Below are 22,410 nucleotides of genomic sequence, written 5' to 3' on the forward strand. Positions count from 1 at the left end.
TTTGTAAAATTAGTTTTGATTATATGAGAGTGTGTGCTTATCTCCAGCCCCGATTGCTTCACTAGTTCGCTTCGCTCGTATGCAGTGGAAATCCTTTTGTGCCGGGTTTTTGGCATAAAAGACTACTACACTTACTTTTTATCTCAATAGGAGTTTAGTGAACTTCTTTTGCAACGCAAAGCGGGAGAGGCTGCCTGCTAAAAAATAATAATGTTCCCTGCTTATAAAATTAAGAATATAGTTCCTCTTAAAAATAACATCAAGATCAAGCGGCAGAATCACTATCAAAAAAAAAAATCTAAAAAAAATGGGGTTTAAAACCCCATTCTCTTCTTTTAAAAGTAAGTAAGACTGCCGAAAATTATTTCTTTGACTCCTCAATAGAAACTTTTCTAAACTCTTTTAAAAGTTTTTCAATTTCCAAAGATGATTTACGTGCTCTAGCCCCGGCAGCTTTAACTCCTTTTTCAGCTAAAGCTTCAGATTCTGTTTTAAACGTGTCGATTTCAGCGTTGATTTTTGCAACTAGGTCTTTCATTATACAATTTTTTTAAATTAATCGGGCAAAAGTAAAATTTTGCATTAATTGAAAACGGTTTTGCTAAAAAAATATTTTCATGAATTCTCTTTCTTCAGCTCTTTAAGAAAATAACTGAAAGAAATCCCCGTTTTAGAGTGGAATGCATTGGTGAATCGGGGAGTGGAAGTAAAACCGGCTTCCTCAGCAAGAGAGCCTATGGAGTAATTTCTATGCATGCTTGAGTTTCGCAGCAGTTCCACCAGATAATCAATTTTTAGGTCATTGATATAATCAACAAAACGCTTGCCGCTGCGATGATATATCACTTTTGAAAGGTATTTGCTGTTTGTATTAAACCGTACAGTTAAAGTGGCTAGTGTCGCCTCTTTGTGCAGGAATTTTTTATCCCTTTCAAATTTTTCAAGGTGTCTTATTAGCTGCTGTACAGTCTCCTGCGAAATATCGGTAATTTCGAATTTATCGGGTGACTGTTTCTGGAAGGTGCTCTTTTCATTTTTTTCCAGTAGCAGATCAAATTTGATCTTATTGCGCTTTTTGGTTTCAAAGTGGTTATAGGTCCCGTAAATGACAGCGGAGAACAGAACGACAACCACGCTAATCAAAATAACATCATAATATTTCTCTTTTACAAGCTGCTGCTGTATTTTTTCTTTTTCAAGGAGAATTTCCTTCGTGTCATATTCCTTATGGATTTTGCCCATTAGGTACTTATTAGTATCTGTTAATATAGAATCTGCTTTTAAAAGCTGGTCTATATAATACAACTGGGATTTCAGGTTATTTTCTTTCTTGTAATATTTAATCATTAATTCAAAAACTTCTCTTAAATCCGGACGAATGTAACCTTTCTCAATAAATACTTTTTCCACCTTTTTAAAGTAAGGGACAGCTTTTGCCTGACGCTGTAGTTTCCAGTAGTTTTTTCCAATGTAAAAATTGGCGATTGATTCATTTGCAAACTCTGTCATGCTGTTTAACTGCGGCAAGACTTCCTGAAGCAATTGAATCGAAGTATGATAATTATTTAGAAAGAACTGATTGATTCCTTCGGAGTGCTTAAAAAATAATTCCATTTCCGGTATATTAAGCCGTTCACATTCTTTAATTCCAAGTACATTAGTTTCGGAGCATTTATTGTAATCTCCAATCTTATTGTAACAAACACTAAGTGAATGCAGTGAATTTAAATAGGGGCGGGGCTGATTTTTTTTAAAATATTCAATGCAGTCATTAAAAAGAGAAATGGCTTCATCATAAAATCCGAGGTAAAATTTAATTTGGGCAATATGATATTTGGTTTTGTAGATTAGGTAATCATTTTCGGTTTTGGAAATGCTTTCATTTGCTTTAATATAATAATCATAGGCTTTTACATAATTTTTCTGACTGTAATAGACTATTCCTTTGGATAGCTGAGCAGATCCAATCAGTTCAGGACTTCTTGACTTTACAGCTGACTGCACCATGCTGTCAGCGTATTTTAAACGGAGAGCCATAGGTGACTGATGCAGCATATTTTGATATGCATTAACTAACTCTTCATGATTCTTTTCCCTTCGGGCTTTTCTTAAATAGGCATATAAATATGGAGATGCTTTCAGACTGTCATTTTTGTATTGATAAATTTTATCATCCAGATATCCATAACTTTTAAAAATAAGGGAATCAGGAATTCTGTTCGGAGTATTCTGGGCAGTTAAAGATTTAATTAGAAATAGAAGCAGCAGTACCGATAAATTACATTTCATAATAAATAGAAATTTTGAGTTTATGCTCTGATGAAAGCATAAATCAGATTAATAAAAAAAAATGTAGAAGTCGCTATAGAGCAACTTTCAAAAATAATGTAATTATTTGAATTTCAATATTTAATGTAAGAAAAATACATTATTGATTTCATGGAAATCGATAGTGGATTTTCCGAAAATCCACATACATGGACTTGATTTATGATTTTTTGCAATTTAGATTTGCCTTGAATTCAACAGCGAAAGATTCAGTAAAGCACTGAGCAAAAGTTCTGCTGGCCCGGGTAAAATGGACTGAGACAAGTTCTCAATTAACCAAACCATTTTGCATTATGAAAAATTTACTATTAACTGGTTTAATTATTTTTTTAGGTTCATGTTCAAATGACGATTTTGACCATTCTGATTTAAGCTTGGTTTCCAGCCAAACAATCAGCAAAGAGAAAACTGCAGATTTTAAAAATGGGCCTGCTTTAGAGGAAAACTTTCAGGAAGTTCCGGCGGGAGATTACGTACTTCTAGTTCCTGCCCAATTAAAGGAAAAGATCATTTCAGTATTAAAAGCCCAACCTGGGCGAAATGAACTAAAGACTTTTGAGAAAAGCAGTTCTGCTTTAGATACAATTTCTTCTACGGAGGATCCTGTCTCAACATTATTTATAATTGTTGATGAAAGTACACTGGGGTCATCATTGAAACTTGATCTGAAGGGGTATATAGTTAATCTCGGAAATCTTCGGGGCCAGCAGTACTACATCGTGGATGATTTTATAATTGAATACGAGATTTCAAAAAGACAGGATTCAACACTTCTAACAGATGAAAAGGAATCCATTTTATCTATTTCCTCGATTTCGGAAGCAGTTTTATTTAGTGAAAAGGACAGAAAGGACAGAGATTGGGAGACTTCCACCACCAGTAGGGGTGCCAGACATCAATGATGTAAAGACGTAAATGAAGTTGAATCACTTCCTTCTTTAATATAGTTGATTAATAATTTTCTAATCTATCTGATTTATGAAAAAGAGAGCTTTGTTTTATATTTTATTGTTCCTTTTTAATCTTTGCAGCCTTTATTTTATAATGAAGCTTTTTGCTGCTGATCAGCTGGTTCAGTATGTACTTTACGAGGACAATATAATTGAGAGTCCGAGATTAACGGCCTATATCTTATATGTCTGCTGTTTGTCTAATTTATATTTCCAGTTTTTTACATGGATGGAATATTTTTTCAAGGATGAAATCTAATAGGAGATCTTAACTAAAAGAATAAAAATGATTAGAGAAATCTTAAATACTGAGATTAAAAGCATTGAAAATGATGGTATTGATGTAGTATATATTACAGACTATAGTGCAAAAAATATTGTACCGGTCCCATTTTCCGTTTCAAATTTTTCAGTGCTTTTAATCAAAAGTGGTAAAATGAATATCAGATTTCATGACGAAACTAATATGGTTAATCGGAAAGATTTATTGGTAATCCCATTTAATTCCATTTGCACCAGGCTTGAAGCGACGGATAATATCCAGTTATATCTTGTAAGGACAAATTTTGATTTTGCATTTAATAATTGTTATGAGAAAGAGCTTTCGGATGCTTTTAGTTTTCTAATGTTAAAATCAGATCGAAAGATTAGTCTTCAGGAAACGGATTTTAAAGTTTTGTCACTTATTTACAAATTAATGTATGTATTACAGAACAGCAATGACAAACCGGAAGTAATTACTAAGCTGCGTCGGATATGCTTTAATTTATTTATATATGAACTCAAGTTTATACATTCGAAATATAAACCCGACTTAAATCTTGACTTTTCAAGAAGGGAGAGCATTGTAATACAATTCCTGACTCTATTATCAATACATTTGAGAAAACAGCATCATGTTCAGTTTTATGCAGGAGCGTTATTTATCACTCCAGGACATTTGAATAAGATGGTAAAAGAAAGCACAGGTAAAACAGCTAAGGCATTTATAATTGAAGCTCTTGTCAATGTTTCAAAAAATCTTCTTACGGACTCAAGCTATTCCGTGGCTAATATTGCCGATGAATTAGAATTCAGCAGCGCTGAAAACTTTGGCGTATTTTTTAAAAGACATACCGGTATGCTGCCAACCGAATTTCGTTCTAATAAAAAGTAAGCTGCCAAGATAGCTCCATATTCTGCCAGAGATTGTTTAATTAAAACGATAAGACGATGATTAAAAATTATCCTTTGGAATGGTTTGATTCGTTGATTATAAATTCATTTGATGCTGATAATTCTTCTGTAAAAGTATCGGAATATGAATTGGAGAATTTGAGTAAAACAATAGTATCTGAATCAAAAAAAATTAAAATTCATATTAAAGATTCTTTTTTCGAGCTGAAAAGTAAAAGGCAGATTAGACTTCTTATAAGAAAATATCATTCTTCATTGGTTTTTTTAATAGACAGGGTAGTAGAAATAAGAATGATCGAAAAATTCAATTCTCCTGAATTTTTTAGAATATTTGACCTGATCGTTAGTTCCCTGGACGATTTGCTGTCATTTATAGAAATCAGATATTCGTCCTTTATGAGTTTGGACCAAAGGGTGTCCTACAGCTATTTTTCAATTTGGAAAAAAGAGACACTAGAGGTTTTAAAAAATGTGATTAAAAAAAAAGAAAATACCGGGGAGAATGATTTAGAATTGGAGTTTGTTGTCGATCTTCTTGCTGCGCCACTTCAAAACAGCAGAAAGAGCAAGTATACCTATCGCCAGATTTTGTATTATCGAGAGATCATCATCGAACTTGAAAAATTAAACGATCAAGTTACGGAATCTGAAGGTTTTTCAAATCTTGATCTTATGCTTATAAGAATGAATTTTAATTCCAGAGAATATACCGAGAGACTGGTTACTAGAATAGGCAGGTATTTAGAAGGTTTTGAGAATTTATCTGAAAGACTTGAAAAGCTGCTATACTTCTGCAAGAAACTGTCTAAAATAAACGCAGATTTAAAATTAACCTTTAATCCGTCTCAGCAGAATCTTATTTCATTTTTGGAATACTGGTTCTCCAGCGAAATCAGATTTGCTGAAAAAAAGGCTGCAATTCTAATGCAGGAACAGATTGATGCTTCTGTCGGAAGTGAATTTGTGGAGAAGGCAGATTCAAAACTTGAATGTATACTTTCAGGAGATCAGATTGGACTTATTTTAAGGGCTACAGATGAGGCGAGAATTATTAAGGCCAAGTCTATGAACTACATATTTAAAAGTATAGTACCTTATCTTTCTACTCCCGTAAAAAGAAACCTTTCTTACCAGTCAGTGAGAAGCAAGTCATATAATGCAGAAGAGCGTGATAAGGAAATTGCGATTGAAAGTCTTGAAAAAATAATCCGTAAGATAAAATCGTACTAGATTTTATTGTCGTGTATAATCTGACAACCCTTTAAATTCGGGCATTTTGAAAGGGTACAAAAAGGGTACAGAAAAGTTGTACTTGTAGAAAATTTATTCTTATCGTTCCTTTGACCTGTAGAATAAATCCCATCAAAATTTAACGGATGGTGATTTTCATAGAGGAGGATAAAATGTTGAACGATAAAATGAGGAGCTATGTTTACAAATATTTCATGGGGCAGTTATCTGACCGCGGCTGGTATTGCCATAATTTTCTGGTATCTAATAATCTTACTGAAATTTCACAGTAGTGATTTAAAAAAAATCTTATCAGGTGAAAAGAAACTGCAAATACCATTTCTAAAAAAAACTTCTAAAAATTTGCAGGAAATAAAATCGATATCCGATTCATTTCCGAAATCTTTTGATACCCTGGAAGATGCGGAAGATCTATCGCAGCGTATTAAAGAAGCAGTTAAAGGAAGTGCAGAAAAGAGACTAACAAAAGAGCAGTTTCAAAACTACCTGCGAATGCTTCTGGATGAATATCCTTATGTCAAAATTTCCTCCCTCAGAGAAAACATTAACCAACTAATGGTCTTTGAATCTCAAAAGCATCCCAATCTGCTTTTGACGCTCAGCGAAGCAGACAGTCTCTGGGAAGGACCGGTATTTTAAAAAATTCAGAGGAGGAATATTCCCCGTTCTCTCTGGTGCGGTATGGCTTTATGTGACAGGAAAAATAGAGCAGCAACGGCGGTATTCCTCTTCTTTTTATTAAAGAATAACTTTAAAAATGATTTGTGATGAAAAAATGCAGATGGAAATTAAAAAGTCTTTTTAGACGATTTAGAGCTATGGGATCGTCGCTCCTGATGATTCTGGTTAGTAATGTTATTTACAGCCAGGATGGTGTGGCAGGAATTAATGAAGCTAACCAGAAAGTGAGAAGTTACTTTGATGCAGGCACTGAATTAATGTATGCGGTGGGAGCTATCCTCGGGCTGATAGGAGCAGTAAAAGTATACCAAAAATGGAATGCCGGAGATCCTGATACCGGAAAAGTCGCAGCCGCCTGGTTTGGAAGCTGTGTGTTTCTGGTGGTGGTAGCTACGGTCATTAAATCCTTTTTCGGGGTTTAAACGATAGAAAAAAATGAGTAACAGTGTTTATTCGATCAATAAAGGAATCAATCAGAGTATAGAATTTAAGGGACTTAAAGCACAGTACATCTGGTATTTGGGCGGAGGTGTTGTAGGTCTTATGATTCTGTTTGCTGCCCTGTACATAATTGGAGTTTCTTCCTTGATTTGCATTGGTTTTATTGGAACGGCGGGAGGTTTTCTTGTTTTTAAAATATACAGAATGAGTAATACCTACGGCGAATACGGCATGATGAAGGCTCTGGCTAAAAAACAGATTCCTAAGTGGATTAAAGTTTACAGCAGAGCGGTTTTTATAAAGATATAGCTATAGGGCGTTAATGATAAAAGTGTATAAGGGATGGAGAAGCGGATGGAAGATCTGCTGCCGGTTATGGCAGTGGAACATGATTGTATTTTATCAAAACAGGGCGATGTAACTATAGTTTTTAAGGCAGAACTGCCTGAAATTTTTACGCTGTCAGACCAGGAGTATGAAGCTTTCCACCAATCCTGGATAAAGGCGTTAAAGCTACTGCCTAAGTTTTGTATTTTTCATAAACAGGATTGGTTCTTAGAAAGTGCTTATAAAGCTGATTTTTTAAGTGAAGACAGCAGTTTTCTGACCAGAAGCAGTGAGCGTTTCTTTAATGAGAGACCATTTCTGGATCATTCCTGCTATATCATGCTGACCAAGAAACCAGCGGGAAGAAGAAATGGAACCTCATTGTTTTCTAATCTGCTTAGAAGTTCCATAGTACCCGAGGAAACCTTAAAACCCCAGCTTCTGCAGGATTTTGCAGATACCTGCGGGCAGTTTAAAAGGATTATGGAAGACAGCGGATTTATAAAGCTGGAGCGTTTGAGAAATGAATCGCTTAAAAGCGAGAGCAGAAGAATCGGTCTTGTGGAAAAATACTGTTTTTTATCAGAGCGTGAAGATTCATTTGTTTTTAAGGATATCAGGTTTGACGAAGGATTAGCAGTAGGAGATAAACACTGCCAATTGTTTACACTTGGTGATGCAGCTGATCTGCCTGGATTATGCGGATCGAGAATCAACTTTGATCGTTATTCAACCGATAAAACCAAATTCAGCGTTGGTTTTGCTTCAACCCTTGGCCAGCTTTTATCCTGTAATCATATTTACAATCAGTATATCTTCATTGAGGATTCACAGAAAACCATCCAGAAGCTGGAAAGCAAGCGACTCAGACTGCAGTCACTCTCTGCCTACAGCCGGGAGAATATGATTGCCAGGGATGCGACGAATGATTTTCTGAACGAGGCATTATCACAGCAGAGGCTTCCGGTTAAAGCCCATTTTAATGTACTGGCCTGGAACACGGACAAGGAAGACCTGAAAGAGATTAAAAACAAAGTGTCATCAGCTCTTGCCCAGATGGATGCGGCTGCCAAGCAGGAAACTGTCGGAGCTCCTCAGATCTATTGGGCTGGAATGGCGGGAAATGAAGCTGACTTTCCAATGAATGACACCTTCGACACCTTTACGGAACAGGCGGTATGCTTTCTGAATATGGAAACGGGATATAAATCTTCGCTGAGTCCGTGTGGTATCAGGCTGGGAGACAGGCTGACTGGAAAACCAGTTCATGTTGATATCAGTGATGAGCCTGTTAAGATGGGAATCTGCACCAATCGCAATAAGTTTATATTGGGACCTTCGGGCAGCGGCAAGTCCTTTTTTACCAATCATATGGTGAGAAGCTATTACGAGCAGGGAACACATATTGTGCTGGTGGATGTCGGGCACAGCTATAAAGGGCTCTGCGATATGGTAAACGGTTATTATTTTACTTACGATGAAAAGAATCCTATCCGTTTTAACCCATTTTATATTTCAGAAGGAGACAGTCTGGATACGGAGAAAAAAGAGAGCATTAAAACGCTTCTGCTCGCACTCTGGAAAAAAGACGACGAAACCTTTAACCGGAGCGAGTATGTAGCGCTCTCAAATGCCCTTCAGCTTTATTACGAGAAATTGGATAATAATGCAGAGATATTTCCCTGTTTCAATAGCTTCTATGATTTCCTGAAGGTGGATTTTATCTCAATTTTGGAAGGAGATAAAGTAAAGGAGAAGGACTTTGATGTGAATAATTTTCTTTATGTACTCAGACCTTATTACAAGGGAGGCGAGTTTGATTATCTACTGAACGCGACAGAAAATCTGGACCTTCTAAAAGAAAGATTTATTGTCTTCGAGCTGGATAATATCAAAGACCATCCGATTCTTTTTCCAGTAGTGACCATCATAATAATGGAAGTTTTTATAAACAAGATGAGAAAACTTAAGGGTATTCGAAAAATGATACTTATTGAGGAAGCATGGAAAGCCATAGCAAAAGAAGGGATGGCGGATTATATAAAATATTTATTTAAGACTGTTCGTAAATTCTTCGGGGAAGCGATAGTGGTCACGCAGGAGGTAGAGGATATTATTTCTTCGCCAGTGGTCAAGCAGGCAATTATCAACAACAGCGACTGCAAGATCCTTCTGGACCAGAGCAAATATCAGAATAAGTTTGACCAGATTCAGGAGCTGCTTGGACTTACAGACAAAGAAAAGGCACTTGTACTTTCTGTAAATAAAGCCAATGATCCAGCCAGGAAATACAAAGAAGTGTTTATCTCTCTGGGAGGGATGCTTTCAAAGGTCTATAGAACCGAAGTTTCGCTGGAGGAATACTTAGCTTATACAACAGAGGAAAGCGAGAAAGTGAAAATGAATGCCTATGCGAAGAAGTTTGGCGGGGACATAAAGAAAGGAATAGCCGCAATGGCTCAGGATATGAGAAATGGAATTAAATGAAAAGGAATAATGAAAAAGAAATTAATAGTCTTGATGGTCTGCCTGCTGCTAGTGGGCACCTCGGCAAGACCTGCGGAAAAAGTTGCAGTATTGCCGATACTGGAAATTGTAAAAGCTGTTACGAAAAAGGTGATTAAAGCCATTGACCTGAGAATCCAGCGGCTACAGAATAAAACGATCTGGCTTCAGAATGCACAGAAGCAGGTGGAAAATGTCCTTTCCAAATTGAAGCTCGATGAGATCTCGGACTGGACTCAGAAACAGAAAGATCTTTACAAAGGCTACTATGAAGAACTCGCAAAAGTAAAGTCAATTATTACCTATTATCAGAGGATAAGAGAGATTACCAAAAAGCAGACACAGCTTGTTCAGGAATATGAAAGAGCCTGGAATCTTTTCAAGCAGGATACCCATTTTAAAGACAGCGAAATCCAGTATATGGAGCGCGTATATACAGGAATACTCGAGGAAAGTGTGAAGAATATCGACCAGATTTTTTTGATTCTGGATTCTTTTGCCACCCAGATGAGCGATCTCAAACGTCTTGAAATCATTAACAAGGCTGCTGATCAGATTGATGGGAACTACGACGACCTTACAATGTTTAACCAGCAGAACATACTGCTGAGTCTTCAGAGGGCCAAAACAGAAGCAGATGTAAACCAAGTGAAACAATTTTACGGAATTCCATAATTCAATAAAAAAAACATGAAAAAGATAGCTGTACTACTAGTAGCGCTCTGTGTTTTTAATCAAAGTATAAGCGGGCAGGCAAAGCAGAGGAAGGAACTAATCCTTCAAATAGCGGCACTTCAGGTTTATATTGACTATGCAAAGAAAGGATATTCGGCAGTATCAAAGGGACTCAATTTTATTGGGGATGCGAGAAAAAGTGAAGTCAACCTGCATGGTAACTATTTTACTTCACTTTTAAAAATCAATCCAAAGGTTCGGAATTATTATAAAACTGTTGAGATCATTTCCATGCAGTTTAAAATAGTGAAACTCTGTAGAAAGACTTTGTCAGATCTTAAAACTGTTGATTTGTTTCATGGTAATGAACTGGACTATATAGAGAGGTCTTTTGAGAAACTTCTTCAGAACTGCAGCCAGACTCTTGACCAGCTACTTGTCATTACCACCGATGCAGAACTAGAGCTAAAAGATGACCAGAGGCTTGAGCGCATTGATCTTCTGCACAAAACTATGCTGGAGGATTATAATTTCTGTCTTTCTTTCAGCAGGGATGCCAGACTGCTGTCGGTTTCAAAATCTGCCGATAAAAAGGATTCTAAGAATGTTGATGAATTATATGGATTATAAATTAAGCTACTATGAAAAAGATTTTGATTTTGACAATATTGATCACTTTGTTAATGATTCCAGTTAAATCAATGGGGCAGTCAGCAGAAATTCAGCAGCTGATTTTGAATATCGAAAAGCTATCCCAGTTCAAGAAAATTCTCAGTGATATGAAAAAGGGATATGAGCTGCTTTCAGGTGGATACAAAACGGTGAAAGATATGACTGAAGGAAACTTCAGCCTGCATAAAACTTTTCTAGATGCGCTTATGCAGGTAAGTCCAGCGGTAAAGAATTACAAAAGGGTATCAGAGATAGTAGAATATCAGATTTCAATAGTCAAGGAAAGCCGCAACGGAATGAACCGATTTATAAAAAGCGGAAATTTCAGCGGACAGGAAATAAATTACTTTGAGAAAGTTTACGGAAACCTGCTTAATCAGAGCCTGCGAAATCTCGATGAACTTACGATGGTCATAACAGCAGATAAGCTCAGGATGTCGGACGACGAAAGATTAAAGGCAGTTGACGATATCTATGAGCAGATGCAGGATAAACTGCTTTTTCTCAGAAACTTTAATACCACGTCGAACGTGCTGGCTCTACAGCGGGCAAGGGAGAAAAATGATGTTTACGCGTCAAGAGGATTACAGACATTTAAAGACTAAAGAATGAAGATGTTATTAAATAAAAAAGTAGTATCAGCGGTGCTTATGGTATTATTGTTTCCATTCAGGATCATGGCTCAGGGCCTTGGTGATGATATGAGTAGTCTTCATGGGGTCTTAGACCAGCTTTATGATGAAATGATGCCATTGTGTTCTAACCTAATTGCTGTAGGGCAGGGACTGGCAGGCTTTGGAACTATATGGTACATCGCCTCACGCGTGTGGAGGCATATTGCAAGTGCAGAACCTATCGATTTTTATCCGCTCTTCCGTCCCTTTGTAATAGGATTCTGCATTATGATTTTTCCGTCGGTTCTGGCACTTATTAACGGAGTTATGAAACCAACTGTTACAGCTACTGCAGCTATGGTAACAGGCTCTAACAATGCAGTTGCTGTTCTGCTTAAAGAGAAAGAAAAAGCAATTAAAGAAACCGATCCATGGAAGATGTATGTCGGGACTGCAGGTACGGGTGATCGTGACAGATGGTATAAGTATACGCATGACGGTGCTGATCCATCGGATGAGAGCATGCTCGCAGGCATAGGCAATGATGTCAAATTTGCGATGGAAAAAGCTTCTTACAGTTTTCGAAATTCGGTCAAGGAATGGCTGAGCGAGGTGCTGAGGGTTTTGTTTGAAGCTGCCGCCTTATGCATTGACACCCTTCGGACCTTTCAGCTCGTGGTGCTTTCCATTTTAGGTCCGCTGGTATTTGGAATCGCAGTATTTGACGGCTTCCAGCACACGCTTACTGTCTGGCTTGCCCGATATATCAATATTTACCTCTGGCTTCCTGTTGCCAATATATTCGGAAGCATAATCGGAAAGATTCAGGAACTCATGCTCAAGCTAGACCTCTCGCAGGTGCAGGCAACAGGTGACACTTTTTTCAGCAGGACCGATATGTCATATTTAATTTTCATGATAATAGGCATCATAGGATATTTTACCGTGCCTTCTGTTGCCAATTATATTGTTCACGCAGGCGGAGGAGGAGCCCTGGGTCATAAAGTGACAAGCATGTTTGGCAATTCAGCCAATTCTGTTGTGAGAACCTCTTCAAACGCGGTTGGAATGGCTGCTGATGCGATGGGAGATGCGGATCGCAGAATGACCAGCAGCATGGCTGCGACAGCAGGAAGCAGTCCTTATTTTACTGATAAAGGAAACTATATGAATGACAGGCTTAAAGGAAATTCTAAACAGACTTAATAACAGAAGCATATGTTTACCAAAATGAAAAACATTGATACGGCATTTAGATATGTAAGAGGTTTCACGATGCTTGTAATTGCAGGCTGCATCATAATAAGCTGCTATGCTGTCTATAAAAGTTTCCAGACAGTGAGCCTTATGCAGGATAAAGTATATATTCTGGCAAATGGTAAAGCACTGGAAGCTTACGCTTCGGAAAGAAAAGATAACATTGCTGTTGAAGCAAGGGACCATGTGAAAACCTTTCATAAGTTTTTCTTTACCCTTGATCCTGATGATAAGGTCATTAAAACGAATATCACAAAAGCGCTATATCTGGCAGACGACAGTGCAAAACGGATTTATGATGACCTGAAGGAAAACAATTTTTATTCGGGTATTATATCAGGAAATATCAGCCAGACCATCCAGATTGACAGTGTGAGCATTGATATCCGTGAATATCCCTACCGTTTTAGATGTTATGCCAGACAGAACATTATCCGTACTACCAGTATTTTAAAAAGAAGCCTGCTTACAGAAGGTGCGCTTCGCAATGTATCAAGAAGCGATAATAATCCGCATGGTTTTCTTATCGAGCGGTATAATACGATTGAAAACAAAGATATTTCCGCAGAAACCAGAAAATAGAGATTTATGAAATCCTTTTTTACAAGACAGACTGAGCCTTTTGTATATCACAAGTATTATCTGCTATTGCAGAAAAAATGGGCAGAAAAAATGAAGAGAGTCACAGATGGGCTCTCTAAAACAAAACTGATCTGGGGACTTCTGTTCTTTACGGTTTTGACATCTGGTTATTTAATTTGTAACCTGTATAGGACATTTTATAAAGAAGCTGAGGTTTCAACAGCTTCAAAAATTAAGACGATCAATTTAAAAAACTAAAATTATGCAAGAGAAAACATTATCTCCAAAGGAATCTAAAAAGAGAAAGATGCTTTTAATGCTCCCTCTTATAACATTTCCATTTCTCACATTCTTATTTTATTCATTAGGTGGCGGAAGAATGGAATCCAAGATGGCAGGGAAGGATGAAAAGAAAGGATTCAATTTTAATCTGCCTCTGCCTAAATTTAAAGAAGATTCAGCACTGGATAAGATGAGCTATTACGATCAGGCGGCAGTTGATTCTATAAAACTGCGCGAGCAGATAAAAAAAGATCCTAACTATATTGATAATAAAGTCTCGGAAGATAAAGCAGATTCTTTTTCCACAAGTGATTTTGAATCCCGCATGCTTCCAAAAAGCAGATCGGCTTTTAATTCTCAGTCTTTTCAGGACCGCAATGAACAGAAAGTTTATGAGAAGCTCAGGGCTCTTGAAAAAGTAATCAGCCAGCCAACTGTCGCGACTTACGGTCAGGACATGAGGGAATTTGAGAATTACGGCACTTCTGGAGGTGAAGCAGAAGAAATTAGAAAACTCGAAGGACTTATGTCAGCCATGAGCGCACCGCAGGAACCTGATCCGGAACTTCAGCAATTAGGTGGTATGCTGGAAAATATTTTGGATATACAGCATCCGCAGCGCGTGCAGGAAAGGCTTAAACAAACATCTGAGAGCAAAAAAGGCAAAATATATTCAGTGCAGAAAAAAGAAGCAGAGAATAACATAAGCTCACTTCAGCGGAATGCCGATTGGCAGACCTCTTTGAAAACAAATGAATTTTATTCGCTGGACGAAGCACAGCCTGCTGAAGAAATTCAAAATTCTATTGAAGCAGTTGTGCATCAGACGCAGACTATTGTCAATGGCTCGGTGGTTAAATTAAGACTTACGAATGATATTTTTCTCCAAGGAACAATGATACCCAGAAATACTTTTCTGTATGGTATGGCGGCTTTAAAAGGGGAGAGGCTTGAGGTAAAAATCACAAACATCCAGTACAATAATTCGATATTTCCCGTCGAGCTGGCAGTCTATGATATGGACGGGATTGACGGCATCTATATTCCCGGAGCAATTAACAGGGATGTGGCTAAAGCATCAGCTGACAGATCCATTCAGACTCTCGGTCTTACCGGGATTTCGGATTCATGGGGAGCACAGGCCGCAGGTATGGGCATCGAGGCAGCCAAAAGTCTTATGAGCAAAAAGGTAAAACTCATAAAAGTGGTTGTAAAGGCAGGGTATCAGGTGCTGCTGTATGATGAAAAACAAAAGAATTTAAAACCTTAAAAGAGAGAAAATATGAAAAGAGCGAATTATTTGTTTTTAATCAGTTTGCTGCTGGTTTGTGTTTCAGTTAATCCACAGTCAAACGCAAGGGAAACTGTGTTTTACGAAGACCAGTATAAAAATCTACAAATAGGTTTTTCTAAAACCACAAGCATTATTTTTCCTTATACAATCAAGAGTATAGATAAAGGAAGCGCAGAAGTGCTTGTACAGAAAGCAAAAGGAGTTGAGAATATATTACTTGTAAAAGCTGCTAAACAGCATTTTTTCCAGACCAATCTGACAGTTGTAACTTCTGACGGGAAATTGTACGTTTTTGTACTGAATTATGACGATTCGTGCCCTGACTTAAATTTTAAGGCTGAAAATGCAGTGGCTGCAAGCAGGGATGTGCTGTTTTCTTTAGAAAACGAAAATCAGAAAAGAATTGAACAGTGTGCTTTGGCTGCGTATTCCAAAAAGAAAAAAATCAGTGGTTTAAAAAAATCAAAGTATCAGATCAGACTGGAGGTCAACGGGATCTTTATCCAACAGGATGTTTTGTATCTGCGTGTTGTTTTTGAAAACAAATCAAAGATTAACTATGATATTGATCAGTTTCGTTTTTTTATCAGGGATAAGAGAAAATCAAAACGAACTGCCTCACAGGAAATTGAACTGCAGCCTTTGTACACGACTTCATCTTCTTCTGTAATTCCTTATAAATCTGAAATAATAAAAGTTTATGCGCTGGAGAAATTTACTATACCTGAGAATAAGTATCTAACGATTCAGATGATTGAAAAAAACGGCGGAAGACATTTGGAAGTAGATATAAATAATAATCTGACTGATCTGGTTTTTCCGATTTCCGAATTAAGCAGTGACACTTTTTAAGCTTTAAAATAAATTATGATAATCAATTTAGCTGACACTGAAATGATGCTGTCGTTTGCTGAGGAAATGGCTTATAACGGCCATCGATTTACCGCCTTTAATACCGATGAGGTGACTGATACCAACACAATTGAGTTTTTTAGAAACCCATTGGATGCGAAGGAGTACTGTCTGGTTATGACCAATGATGCGAATTATTTTCAGAGCCTGCCGGTTGAATCAGTTATTGATGACTTACGAATAGTTTTAGAGAGCGGAATTAATACGTCCGATAATGAAGCTTTTGAACTTACTGGATTTGCCAAACTGTTTAGGGAGAGCAAAGAAATATTAGATAACAATTTAAATACAAATATTATGAATCAGAAAAATTTTGAATTCCTGAAAGACCAGCTGAAATACACTGGCTTTGGAGAGACGTTTGATGCTGAACTGAGAGAGAAAATGATGAAAGGTGATCAGGATTTTAAAATTATGCACACCGGCATTATGAACAATGGTATTCCCAATAAAGATACCCTAACTGTAGATTTAAATTTTAAAAAGTCTGAGCAGACAGATATGTACTTTTTTAATTCCTATCATGTCAATCTCCAGAAAGAAGAGAATAAACCTGGTCTGGAACACACCTTTTACATCAACAAAGACAGCGCCAGTATTACAATGAAAGAGGCTTATAATTTGATGGAAGGCAGATCTGTCAATAAAGATCTTAAAAATAGAGAAGGGGAGAGTTATAATTGCTGGTTAAAAATGAACTTCAAAGAATCAGATTCTCAGGGAAATTTTAAACTTAATCAATACCATCAGAACTACGGGTATGATCTGGAAGCAAGTCTGGCAAAACATTCAATAAAGGAACTGAGTACTCCGAAGTATAAAGAAGACCTTTTGAATTCGCTAAAGAAAGGAAATCTTCAGTCGGCGACTTTTGTTGTAGGCGGTACTGAAAGTAAAATGTATGTGGAGGCAAATCCCCAGTTTAAGACTGTTAATGTTTATGATGAAAATTTACAAAGAATTAATCATCGAGAGAGCAAGGAAGAGAAGAAGGCTGAATCTCAAAAAGAATCAGTTTCTAAAGATCAAAAAAAAAATCTAGATTCTGATGAAGGTGATTCAGTAAGGAAAGATAATAAAGTAAAGAAAAGAAAAACTCCTACACTTTAAGAATTATGGAAACTTTAAGGCCTTTATCGGATTTTTTTTCTGCAATTAATAATGACTTTCGAATTAGCTCAACCCATATTGCTATTTACGTCTCATTATTGCATTACAGAAGAGATAAAGGCTTTATTAATCCTATTGAGGCGTTTGGTCGTGATATTGCAGCTTTAGCGAAGCTTTCATCTGTAAATACATATCACAAATGTATTCAGGAATTAGCTGAGTATGGTTATATCAGATATGTGCCATCATTCAAAAAAAACCAAGGGAGTAAGATCTTTTTTTTTGAATATTAATCATAATTATTTCTTTAGTTTCAGCCCTTTATGGGCTTTTTCTTTTTATAAAAATAACTGAGATGAAAAAGAAAAAAACGCAAAAAAAAGTTTTAAGTAAAGGTCTTTCAGAAAGTTATGGCGAACTTAGCCGGCTAACTGAGGAAAAGTTAGTAAATTTATTCATTCGAATAATAGTGTCTAAAACTTTAACAGAGCTATATGAAAAGGGCGATAAGATATCTAAGGTTCAGTCAGATTGGACAGAGTAACGGATCCATTGAAAGACAGGAAATGTATACCGACCAGTGGCTGAAAAATAATGCCGTGGAGCTGGTAGATACTTTTATAGACAGGGGGAAAAGTGCGAAAACTTTCGACAGGCCTGATTTTATCAAACTTCAAGAATTCATTGTCAAGCATTATAAAAATGTAGACTATCTTTTAGTGGATCAGCTGGATCGATTCAGCAGAAATGCTGGTGAAGCTATGAGCCTGGTTAAAACTCTTCAGGGGAAATATGGAATACAGGTAGTAAGCGTGACAGAAGGTATCATTTTTGATTATGATACTCCAGGGAGCTTCTTTAGAGCAGGACTTCAATTACTGCTTGCGGAAGAAGATAATATAAATAGAAGTATTAAAATTAGAGGAGGCCTATATACTGCCCGAGCTAAAGAGGGACGTTATGTGCACAATTACCCTCCGTTTGGTTATAGAAAAGAAGGCTTCGGTAAAGATCGTAAACTTGTCGTAATAGAAAGTGAAGCCAAAGTAGTACGTTTTATTTACGATTCTTATCTACGGGACGTTCCTCTTTACCTTATTTATGAAATGGCCTCTAAAATGGGTTTTAGAAGAACAGGAAATGATGCGATAAAGAGGGTTCTAATAAGTGCAGTTTATGCAGGTTTGTTGAAAGTGGAACCCTTTAAAGAAAATCCGGGCGGACTTTTTCCGGGGATACATGAACCGATAATTGATATTACAACTTGGAAAATGGTACAAAGTAAGCTAGCGAAACCGGAAAAAGTTAAAACAATAATTGATGACAATCTTCCCTTAAGAGGCATTCTTAAATGCCATTGTGGAATTCCTCTTACCGGCGCACCTTCCAGAGGTAAGGGAGGTACTTATTTTTACTATTATAAGTGCAAATGCCCTAAGCATAATAATATTAGCGCTATAAAATCTCATAACCAGTTTTTGCAGGCGTGTGAACTAATGAGTTTACCTCGTAATATGGTTGATTCGATTAGAAAAGGAAGCGAGAAATCGATAAATTTTGAAATAAAGAATAATGCAGAACAAGCATCATTAAAAAAAGAAGAACTAGCAGAGACAACAAAAAAATTGCAGATGCTGGAGGAGAAATGGATTAATAATGATGTAAGCAAGGATACATACGAGAGATGGTATGCGACTTATAAATTTTCAATAGAGAATATTAAAGACAGCATTACCAGGTTAAATGATGTTACATCACTAAATGCCTTTGCTATTCTTGAAAAACATTTAGAAGTTATGACTGATGTCGCCAATTTATACAGCACAGCAAATACAATGGAAAAACGCGAATTTGTAAATTTGGTGTTCGACAGCAATCTCTACTATCAAGACGGTATCTATCGAACACCTTCAATGCATGAAGTTTTCGCTGTTAATTCTTTGAAAATGAAGGATAAAGGGCTGCTTATCTACGAAAAAAAACGGGATAATTTTCCAATTATCCCGTTGAGTGGAATCGCCGGGAATCGAACCCGGGTCCAAACAAGCAACTAAAGAGCTTTCTACACGCTTATTTCCTGATTAGATTTTCGTTGTTGAGCTAGGCCAGAAACAACCACCCAACACTTATCTTCTTAATTTTCGAAATCCACCCGAAGCTCATGGAAATCTAGGTTTATTTTTACGGTTCCCCTTGACAGAACGCCACAAACCAAGGCTTTCTAGGAGAATCCAGCTTCTCTACCTTGTAGAGACGTGGCGCAATCTTACTATGATTCGGATTATGCAGCTAAAGCGTAATTATTTTCGCCGTGTAAAAGTGTGAGATCTTATATTTACGAGCAAGGTCTCAATGCTCGACGTGCTTACTGTTCAATTCGACTTGCTGTCAAAACCAGTCGACCCCAAAAATGAGTTTGCAAATTTATGCTATTTGAATTTACTATCTATTAAATTCTTCAGAAAAATTTTGTTACTCAATTTAGTCAAAAGTCAAAAGTTGTAAAGTTTTTAAAGTCAAATGTTTGCTTCCTGTTGCTTCTTTTTATTTTTCCGCAATTAGTTGGTGTTTAAAAAAGAACAAAGTCAATATTAGGAACTGCTTTACGACTTTCGGCTGTAGACTATTCGTATTATTCTTCGTCTTTAAAATTAAAAGGATAATCTCCAAAGATTGGTGCTAATTTACGTACAGCGTAAGTGTTTCTGTTCATTTTATTAGATAAAGCAATAATCGTTACATTTTCTTTCATCAAAGTAATGTACGATGAAGTATTACCATGCCACCAGCCATTATGAAAATAGAAGTTTTGTCCCGTTTCCCAATTAATCATTCTAATTCCTAAACCATAATTTTTAGTTCCCTTACGTTCGTTGCTGTATCCCGTATAAACTTGTTTTAATAGGGCAGGTTTTAAAAAATCAGGTGAGTTTCTCGCACGGTCAAATTTTAAAAGATCGCGTACAGTCGAGAACACGTTTTTATCTCCGTAAACATTATCCAGATAATCAAAACCAATTTCAACTCCGTTTCCTTTATACGATGGAACAATTTTTTTTCTGTCTTTGTCATCATCAAAAACATAAGTATTTGTCATACCTAAAGGTTTAAAAATCATTTCAGACATCGCTTCCTTATAAGTAAGCCCCGTGATTTTTTCTATAATCAGTGCCAGCATAGCATAATTAGTATTACAGTAGCTGAAACGAGTTCCAGTTCTTGATTCTAATCCAATATCTTTTGTAGCCAGAATATCTAGAATATCTTTATTGGTAAGCTGGTTATGTCTGTCCCAAACCGATTTATCTCTATCTGTGAAATAAGCATAGTTGCGCATTCCCGAACGATGATCTAAAAGCATTCTAATTGTGCAGTCTTCGTAGGGAAACGTTTTTAAAATTGTATTTACTTTTTGATCTAAGTCTGTTTTGCCTGCATTTACCAATTTTAAAACCGCAGTAGCTGTCAAAACTTTACTTACCGAAGCAATTTGTACAGGAGTATTGGCAGTAATTTTGGTTCCTTCATTTTTATTAGCAAAACCGTTGTATCTTTCAAATATAATTTGACCATTTCTGGCGACCAAAAAGCTGCCGTTCATGCTGTTGTTTGGCCAGTTTTTATTGTAAAAGTGATTTATTCTGCCTGTTACCGAGTTTTTATAGGCCTGTGATATTTTCTTTTCAGGTCCTAAAGGCTTCATTTTAGGTAATGTATCTTCGACTGTTGAGGTAGTAGCTGTATCTGTTTTTTTGTCTTTACCACACGAACTTAAAACTAGTATTGAAAAAAGTATTTGTGGTATCTTTGTCTTTTTAAGGAAAATCATTTGCATCGTTCTTTAAAAACAAATATATAGAATTCAATATTTATGTTAGGCCATTTTTTGAATGCAAATCAGCTTTCTTTAACTTAAAATTAACAACTGTTTTAGGTAGTCGATTGTTAGTCAGCTTTAAACGGTTTTTAAACATTCTAAATTGTATTTTTACAACAAAACTTTAACGGAATTTGTTATATTTGAAACAAAAACGATGTAAAAAGTTATATTAATTAATGTTTTAAACTTGTTTGAATGAAATTTGGAATTATAAAAGAAAGAAAAAACCCACCAGATCGTCGCGTTGTCTTTGCTCCTGATGAATTGGCTAAATTGAAACAACAGTATCATGAAGCAGTCGTAGAGGTAGAAAGTTCTGATATTAGGATTTTTTCAGATATACAATATAAAAGTATGGGAATTACGGTTTCTGATGACGTTTCAAACTGTGATGTTTTATTTGGAGTGAAAGAAGTTCCTGTTGAAAATTTAATTCCAAATAAGTCCTATTTCTTTTTTTCTCATACCATCAAAAAACAACCTTATAATAGAAAGCTATTACAGGCAATTTTAGAAAAAAATATTGATTTGTACGATCACGAAACAATTGTTGATGCAAACGATCATCGTTTAATTGGTTTCGGAAAGTATGCTGGAATGGTTGGAGTTTATAATGGAATTCGGGCTTTTGGATTAAAGTTTGAATTGTTTAAGCTTCCTAAAGCAGAAACTCTTTCGGGAAAAGATGCTTTGATTATGCATTTAAAGCGTATAACGATGCCGGCTTTGAAATTTGTCGTTACTGGAACTGGAAAAGTGGGCAGCGGAGCTAAGGAAATTTTAGACGCTATTAAAGTAAAAGAAATTACGATTGATAATTATTTGACTAAAAAATATGCACAGGCTGTTTATGTTCAGTTGGATGTTTTAGAATATAATAAAAGACTTGATGGTCAAATTTTAGATTTTAAAGATTTTGTAAATCACCCAGAAGAATATACCTCAGATTTTGAGAGATTTACTAAGGTTTCAGATATTTATTTTGCAGGTCATTTTTATGCTAACAATGCTCCTATGATTTTGACAAAAGAAATGTTGAATGCGAGTGATTGCAAGTTGAAAGTTGTAGCTGATATTTCATGTGATGTTAATGGACCAATTGCTTGTACAATCCGTTCGTCGACCATTGCAGAACCTTTGTATGGTTATTTTCCTTTGGAAGATCGAGAAGTTGATTTTTTTCATCCCGCAGCTGTTGCAGTGATGGCAGTAGATAATCTGCCTTGCGAAATTCCGAAAGATGCTAGTGAAGGTTTCGGAGAGCAATTTATGGAGCATGTAATTCCTGCTTTTTTCAATGGAGATAAAGATGGAATTTTAAAACGTGCAAAAATCACTGAAAAAGGTAAACTAACTGAAAGATTCAGTTATTTGCAGGATTATGTAGATGGTAAATAAGAATTTTTGTTTCAGGTTTCGAGTTTCACGTTATTTAAAAAAGGGGATAAAATTTTAAATTTTATCCCCTTTTTT

At 36.3% G+C, this 22,410-nt stretch carries 22 protein-coding genes and 1 other RNA gene; 19 read left to right on the plus strand and 4 right to left on the minus strand.

Annotated elements, in window-relative coordinates; all coding sequences use genetic code 11:
• Positions 1-361: 361 nt before the first annotated feature.
• Together ACHRVL_RS12190 and ACHRVL_RS12195 are read right to left on the minus strand one after the other, a co-directional pair.
• Entirely contained in the window at positions 362-538 is a 177-nt protein-coding gene (locus tag ACHRVL_RS12190) for a histone H1 (protein WP_395413106.1), read from the minus strand.
• A 77-nt stretch (positions 539-615) separates the two neighbouring features.
• Entirely contained in the window at positions 616-2,289 is a 1,674-nt protein-coding gene (locus ACHRVL_RS12195) for a helix-turn-helix domain-containing protein (RefSeq protein WP_395413108.1), read from the minus strand.
• A gap of 332 nt (positions 2,290-2,621) precedes the next feature.
• On the opposite strand from ACHRVL_RS12195, the gene ACHRVL_RS12200 reads away from it, so the two are divergent.
• From ACHRVL_RS12200 to ACHRVL_RS12285, 18 genes are all read left to right on the plus strand, one after another.
• A complete protein-coding gene (locus ACHRVL_RS12200) occupies positions 2,622-3,230 on the plus strand; it encodes a hypothetical protein (protein WP_395413110.1) in 609 nt (202 codons plus the stop codon).
• 334 nt (positions 3,231-3,564) lie between these two features.
• Positions 3,565-4,434 carry a helix-turn-helix domain-containing protein gene (locus tag ACHRVL_RS12205; protein WP_395413112.1) on the plus strand — a complete coding sequence of 290 codons (870 nt, stop codon included), beginning with the start codon at positions 3,565-3,567 and terminating at the stop codon, positions 4,432-4,434.
• Between the two features lie 56 nt (positions 4,435-4,490).
• On the plus strand, positions 4,491-5,684 hold the full coding sequence (locus ACHRVL_RS12210; RefSeq protein WP_395413114.1) for a hypothetical protein: 1,194 nt from the start codon (positions 4,491-4,493) through the stop codon (positions 5,682-5,684).
• Positions 5,685-5,882: 198 nt separating this feature from the next.
• Positions 5,883-6,344, plus strand: coding sequence for a hypothetical protein (locus ACHRVL_RS12215; RefSeq protein ID WP_395413116.1), 462 nt, complete (start codon positions 5,883-5,885; stop codon positions 6,342-6,344).
• Between the two features lie 179 nt (positions 6,345-6,523).
• The gene (locus ACHRVL_RS12220; RefSeq protein WP_223704658.1) at positions 6,524-6,808 is read left to right on the plus strand and encodes a DUF4134 domain-containing protein; all 285 of its coding nucleotides are present in this window, start codon (positions 6,524-6,526) and stop codon (positions 6,806-6,808) included.
• A gap of 13 nt (positions 6,809-6,821) precedes the next feature.
• Entirely contained in the window at positions 6,822-7,136 is a 315-nt protein-coding gene (locus ACHRVL_RS12225) for a DUF4133 domain-containing protein (protein ID WP_395413117.1), read from the plus strand.
• 33 nt (positions 7,137-7,169) lie between these two features.
• Positions 7,170-9,641: a TraG family conjugative transposon ATPase gene (locus ACHRVL_RS12230; protein WP_395413119.1), complete on the plus strand. Its 2,472-nt coding sequence runs from the start codon at positions 7,170-7,172 to the stop codon at positions 9,639-9,641.
• Positions 9,642-9,650: 9 nt separating this feature from the next.
• A complete protein-coding gene (locus ACHRVL_RS12235; protein WP_070908221.1) occupies positions 9,651-10,334 on the plus strand; it encodes a conjugal transfer protein TraI in 684 nt (227 codons plus the stop codon).
• A gap of 15 nt (positions 10,335-10,349) precedes the next feature.
• Entirely contained in the window at positions 10,350-10,964 is a 615-nt protein-coding gene (locus ACHRVL_RS12240) for a hypothetical protein (RefSeq protein WP_395413120.1), read from the plus strand.
• An 11-nt stretch (positions 10,965-10,975) separates the two neighbouring features.
• The gene (locus tag ACHRVL_RS12245) at positions 10,976-11,611 is read left to right on the plus strand and encodes a TerB family tellurite resistance protein (RefSeq protein WP_395413122.1); all 636 of its coding nucleotides are present in this window, start codon (positions 10,976-10,978) and stop codon (positions 11,609-11,611) included.
• Positions 11,612-11,614: 3 nt separating this feature from the next.
• Entirely contained in the window at positions 11,615-12,826 is a 1,212-nt protein-coding gene (gene traJ, locus ACHRVL_RS12250) for a conjugative transposon protein TraJ (protein ID WP_395413124.1), read from the plus strand.
• Positions 12,827-12,850: 24 nt separating this feature from the next.
• Positions 12,851-13,459, plus strand: a complete 609-nt coding sequence (traK, locus tag ACHRVL_RS12255; RefSeq protein ID WP_395413126.1) for a conjugative transposon protein TraK — start codon at positions 12,851-12,853, stop codon at positions 13,457-13,459.
• 262 nt (positions 13,460-13,721) lie between these two features.
• Positions 13,722-15,011 carry a conjugative transposon protein TraM gene (gene traM / locus ACHRVL_RS12260; RefSeq protein WP_395413128.1) on the plus strand — a complete coding sequence of 430 codons (1,290 nt, stop codon included), beginning with the start codon at positions 13,722-13,724 and terminating at the stop codon, positions 15,009-15,011.
• 12 nt (positions 15,012-15,023) lie between these two features.
• Positions 15,024-15,887, plus strand: coding sequence for a conjugative transposon protein TraN (gene traN / locus ACHRVL_RS12265; protein ID WP_395413130.1), 864 nt, complete (start codon positions 15,024-15,026; stop codon positions 15,885-15,887).
• 15 nt (positions 15,888-15,902) lie between these two features.
• On the plus strand, positions 15,903-17,057 hold the full coding sequence (locus tag ACHRVL_RS12270) for a hypothetical protein (protein WP_395413132.1): 1,155 nt from the start codon (positions 15,903-15,905) through the stop codon (positions 17,055-17,057).
• 5 nt (positions 17,058-17,062) lie between these two features.
• Entirely contained in the window at positions 17,063-17,350 is a 288-nt protein-coding gene (locus ACHRVL_RS12275; protein ID WP_302097057.1) for a hypothetical protein, read from the plus strand.
• A 62-nt stretch (positions 17,351-17,412) separates the two neighbouring features.
• A complete protein-coding gene (locus ACHRVL_RS12280; protein ID WP_395413134.1) occupies positions 17,413-17,601 on the plus strand; it encodes a hypothetical protein in 189 nt (62 codons plus the stop codon).
• Positions 17,552-19,111, plus strand: a complete 1,560-nt coding sequence (locus ACHRVL_RS12285) for a recombinase family protein (RefSeq protein WP_395413136.1) — start codon at positions 17,552-17,554, stop codon at positions 19,109-19,111. Before ACHRVL_RS12280 ends, ACHRVL_RS12285 begins: the two co-directional genes overlap by 50 nt.
• Here the strand turns inward: ACHRVL_RS12285 and ssrA are convergent.
• Together ssrA and ACHRVL_RS12295 are read right to left on the minus strand one after the other, a co-directional pair.
• Positions 19,066-19,463: a transfer-messenger RNA gene (gene ssrA, locus ACHRVL_RS12290) on the minus strand. The two genes, ACHRVL_RS12285 and ssrA, sit on opposite strands and share 46 nt — an antisense overlap.
• Before the next feature lie 226 nt (positions 19,464-19,689).
• The gene (locus ACHRVL_RS12295) at positions 19,690-20,892 is read right to left on the minus strand and encodes a serine hydrolase domain-containing protein (RefSeq protein ID WP_395413138.1); all 1,203 of its coding nucleotides are present in this window, start codon (positions 20,890-20,892) and stop codon (positions 19,690-19,692) included.
• Positions 20,893-21,132: 240 nt separating this feature from the next.
• Between ACHRVL_RS12295 and ACHRVL_RS12300 the strand changes: the two genes are divergently transcribed.
• Positions 21,133-22,335 (plus strand): NAD(P)-dependent oxidoreductase, encoded by a 1,203-nt coding sequence (locus ACHRVL_RS12300; RefSeq protein WP_395413140.1) that lies wholly within the window; start codon positions 21,133-21,135, stop codon positions 22,333-22,335.
• Positions 22,336-22,410 lie beyond the last annotated feature (75 nt).

The sequence above is a fragment of the Flavobacterium sp. FlaQc-28 genome (assembly GCF_044007415.1).
In the GTDB taxonomy this organism is placed as follows: Bacteria; Bacteroidota; Bacteroidia; order Flavobacteriales; family Flavobacteriaceae; genus Flavobacterium.

Excerpts from the sequence above, each read along its gene's own strand:
- ACHRVL_RS12190 (WP_395413106.1), bottom strand. The coding sequence starts at position 538 with ATGAAAGACCTAGTTGCAAAAATCAACGCTGAAATCGACACGTTTAAA.
- ACHRVL_RS12195 (WP_395413108.1), bottom strand. The coding sequence starts at position 2,289 with ATGAAATGTAATTTATCGGTACTGCTGCTTCTATTTCTAATTAAATCT.
- ACHRVL_RS12200 (WP_395413110.1), top strand. The coding sequence starts at position 2,622 with ATGAAAAATTTACTATTAACTGGTTTAATTATTTTTTTAGGTTCATGT.
- ACHRVL_RS12205 (WP_395413112.1), top strand. The coding sequence starts at position 3,565 with ATGATTAGAGAAATCTTAAATACTGAGATTAAAAGCATTGAAAATGAT.
- ACHRVL_RS12210 (WP_395413114.1), top strand. The coding sequence starts at position 4,491 with ATGATTAAAAATTATCCTTTGGAATGGTTTGATTCGTTGATTATAAAT.
- ACHRVL_RS12215 (WP_395413116.1), top strand. The coding sequence starts at position 5,883 with ATGTTTACAAATATTTCATGGGGCAGTTATCTGACCGCGGCTGGTATT.
- ACHRVL_RS12220 (WP_223704658.1), top strand. The coding sequence starts at position 6,524 with ATGGGATCGTCGCTCCTGATGATTCTGGTTAGTAATGTTATTTACAGC.
- ACHRVL_RS12225 (WP_395413117.1), top strand. The coding sequence starts at position 6,822 with ATGAGTAACAGTGTTTATTCGATCAATAAAGGAATCAATCAGAGTATA.
- ACHRVL_RS12230 (WP_395413119.1), top strand. The coding sequence starts at position 7,170 with ATGGAGAAGCGGATGGAAGATCTGCTGCCGGTTATGGCAGTGGAACAT.
- ACHRVL_RS12235 (WP_070908221.1), top strand. The coding sequence starts at position 9,651 with ATGAAAAAGAAATTAATAGTCTTGATGGTCTGCCTGCTGCTAGTGGGC.
- ACHRVL_RS12240 (WP_395413120.1), top strand. The coding sequence starts at position 10,350 with ATGAAAAAGATAGCTGTACTACTAGTAGCGCTCTGTGTTTTTAATCAA.
- ACHRVL_RS12245 (WP_395413122.1), top strand. The coding sequence starts at position 10,976 with ATGAAAAAGATTTTGATTTTGACAATATTGATCACTTTGTTAATGATT.
- traJ (WP_395413124.1), top strand. The coding sequence starts at position 11,615 with ATGAAGATGTTATTAAATAAAAAAGTAGTATCAGCGGTGCTTATGGTA.
- traK (WP_395413126.1), top strand. The coding sequence starts at position 12,851 with ATGAAAAACATTGATACGGCATTTAGATATGTAAGAGGTTTCACGATG.
- traM (WP_395413128.1), top strand. The coding sequence starts at position 13,722 with ATGCAAGAGAAAACATTATCTCCAAAGGAATCTAAAAAGAGAAAGATG.
- traN (WP_395413130.1), top strand. The coding sequence starts at position 15,024 with ATGAAAAGAGCGAATTATTTGTTTTTAATCAGTTTGCTGCTGGTTTGT.
- ACHRVL_RS12270 (WP_395413132.1), top strand. The coding sequence starts at position 15,903 with ATGATAATCAATTTAGCTGACACTGAAATGATGCTGTCGTTTGCTGAG.
- ACHRVL_RS12275 (WP_302097057.1), top strand. The coding sequence starts at position 17,063 with ATGGAAACTTTAAGGCCTTTATCGGATTTTTTTTCTGCAATTAATAAT.
- ACHRVL_RS12280 (WP_395413134.1), top strand. The coding sequence starts at position 17,413 with ATGAAAAAGAAAAAAACGCAAAAAAAAGTTTTAAGTAAAGGTCTTTCA.
- ACHRVL_RS12285 (WP_395413136.1), top strand. The coding sequence starts at position 17,552 with ATGAAAAGGGCGATAAGATATCTAAGGTTCAGTCAGATTGGACAGAGT.
- ACHRVL_RS12295 (WP_395413138.1), bottom strand. The coding sequence starts at position 20,892 with ATGCAAATGATTTTCCTTAAAAAGACAAAGATACCACAAATACTTTTT.
- ACHRVL_RS12300 (WP_395413140.1), top strand. The coding sequence starts at position 21,133 with ATGAAATTTGGAATTATAAAAGAAAGAAAAAACCCACCAGATCGTCGC.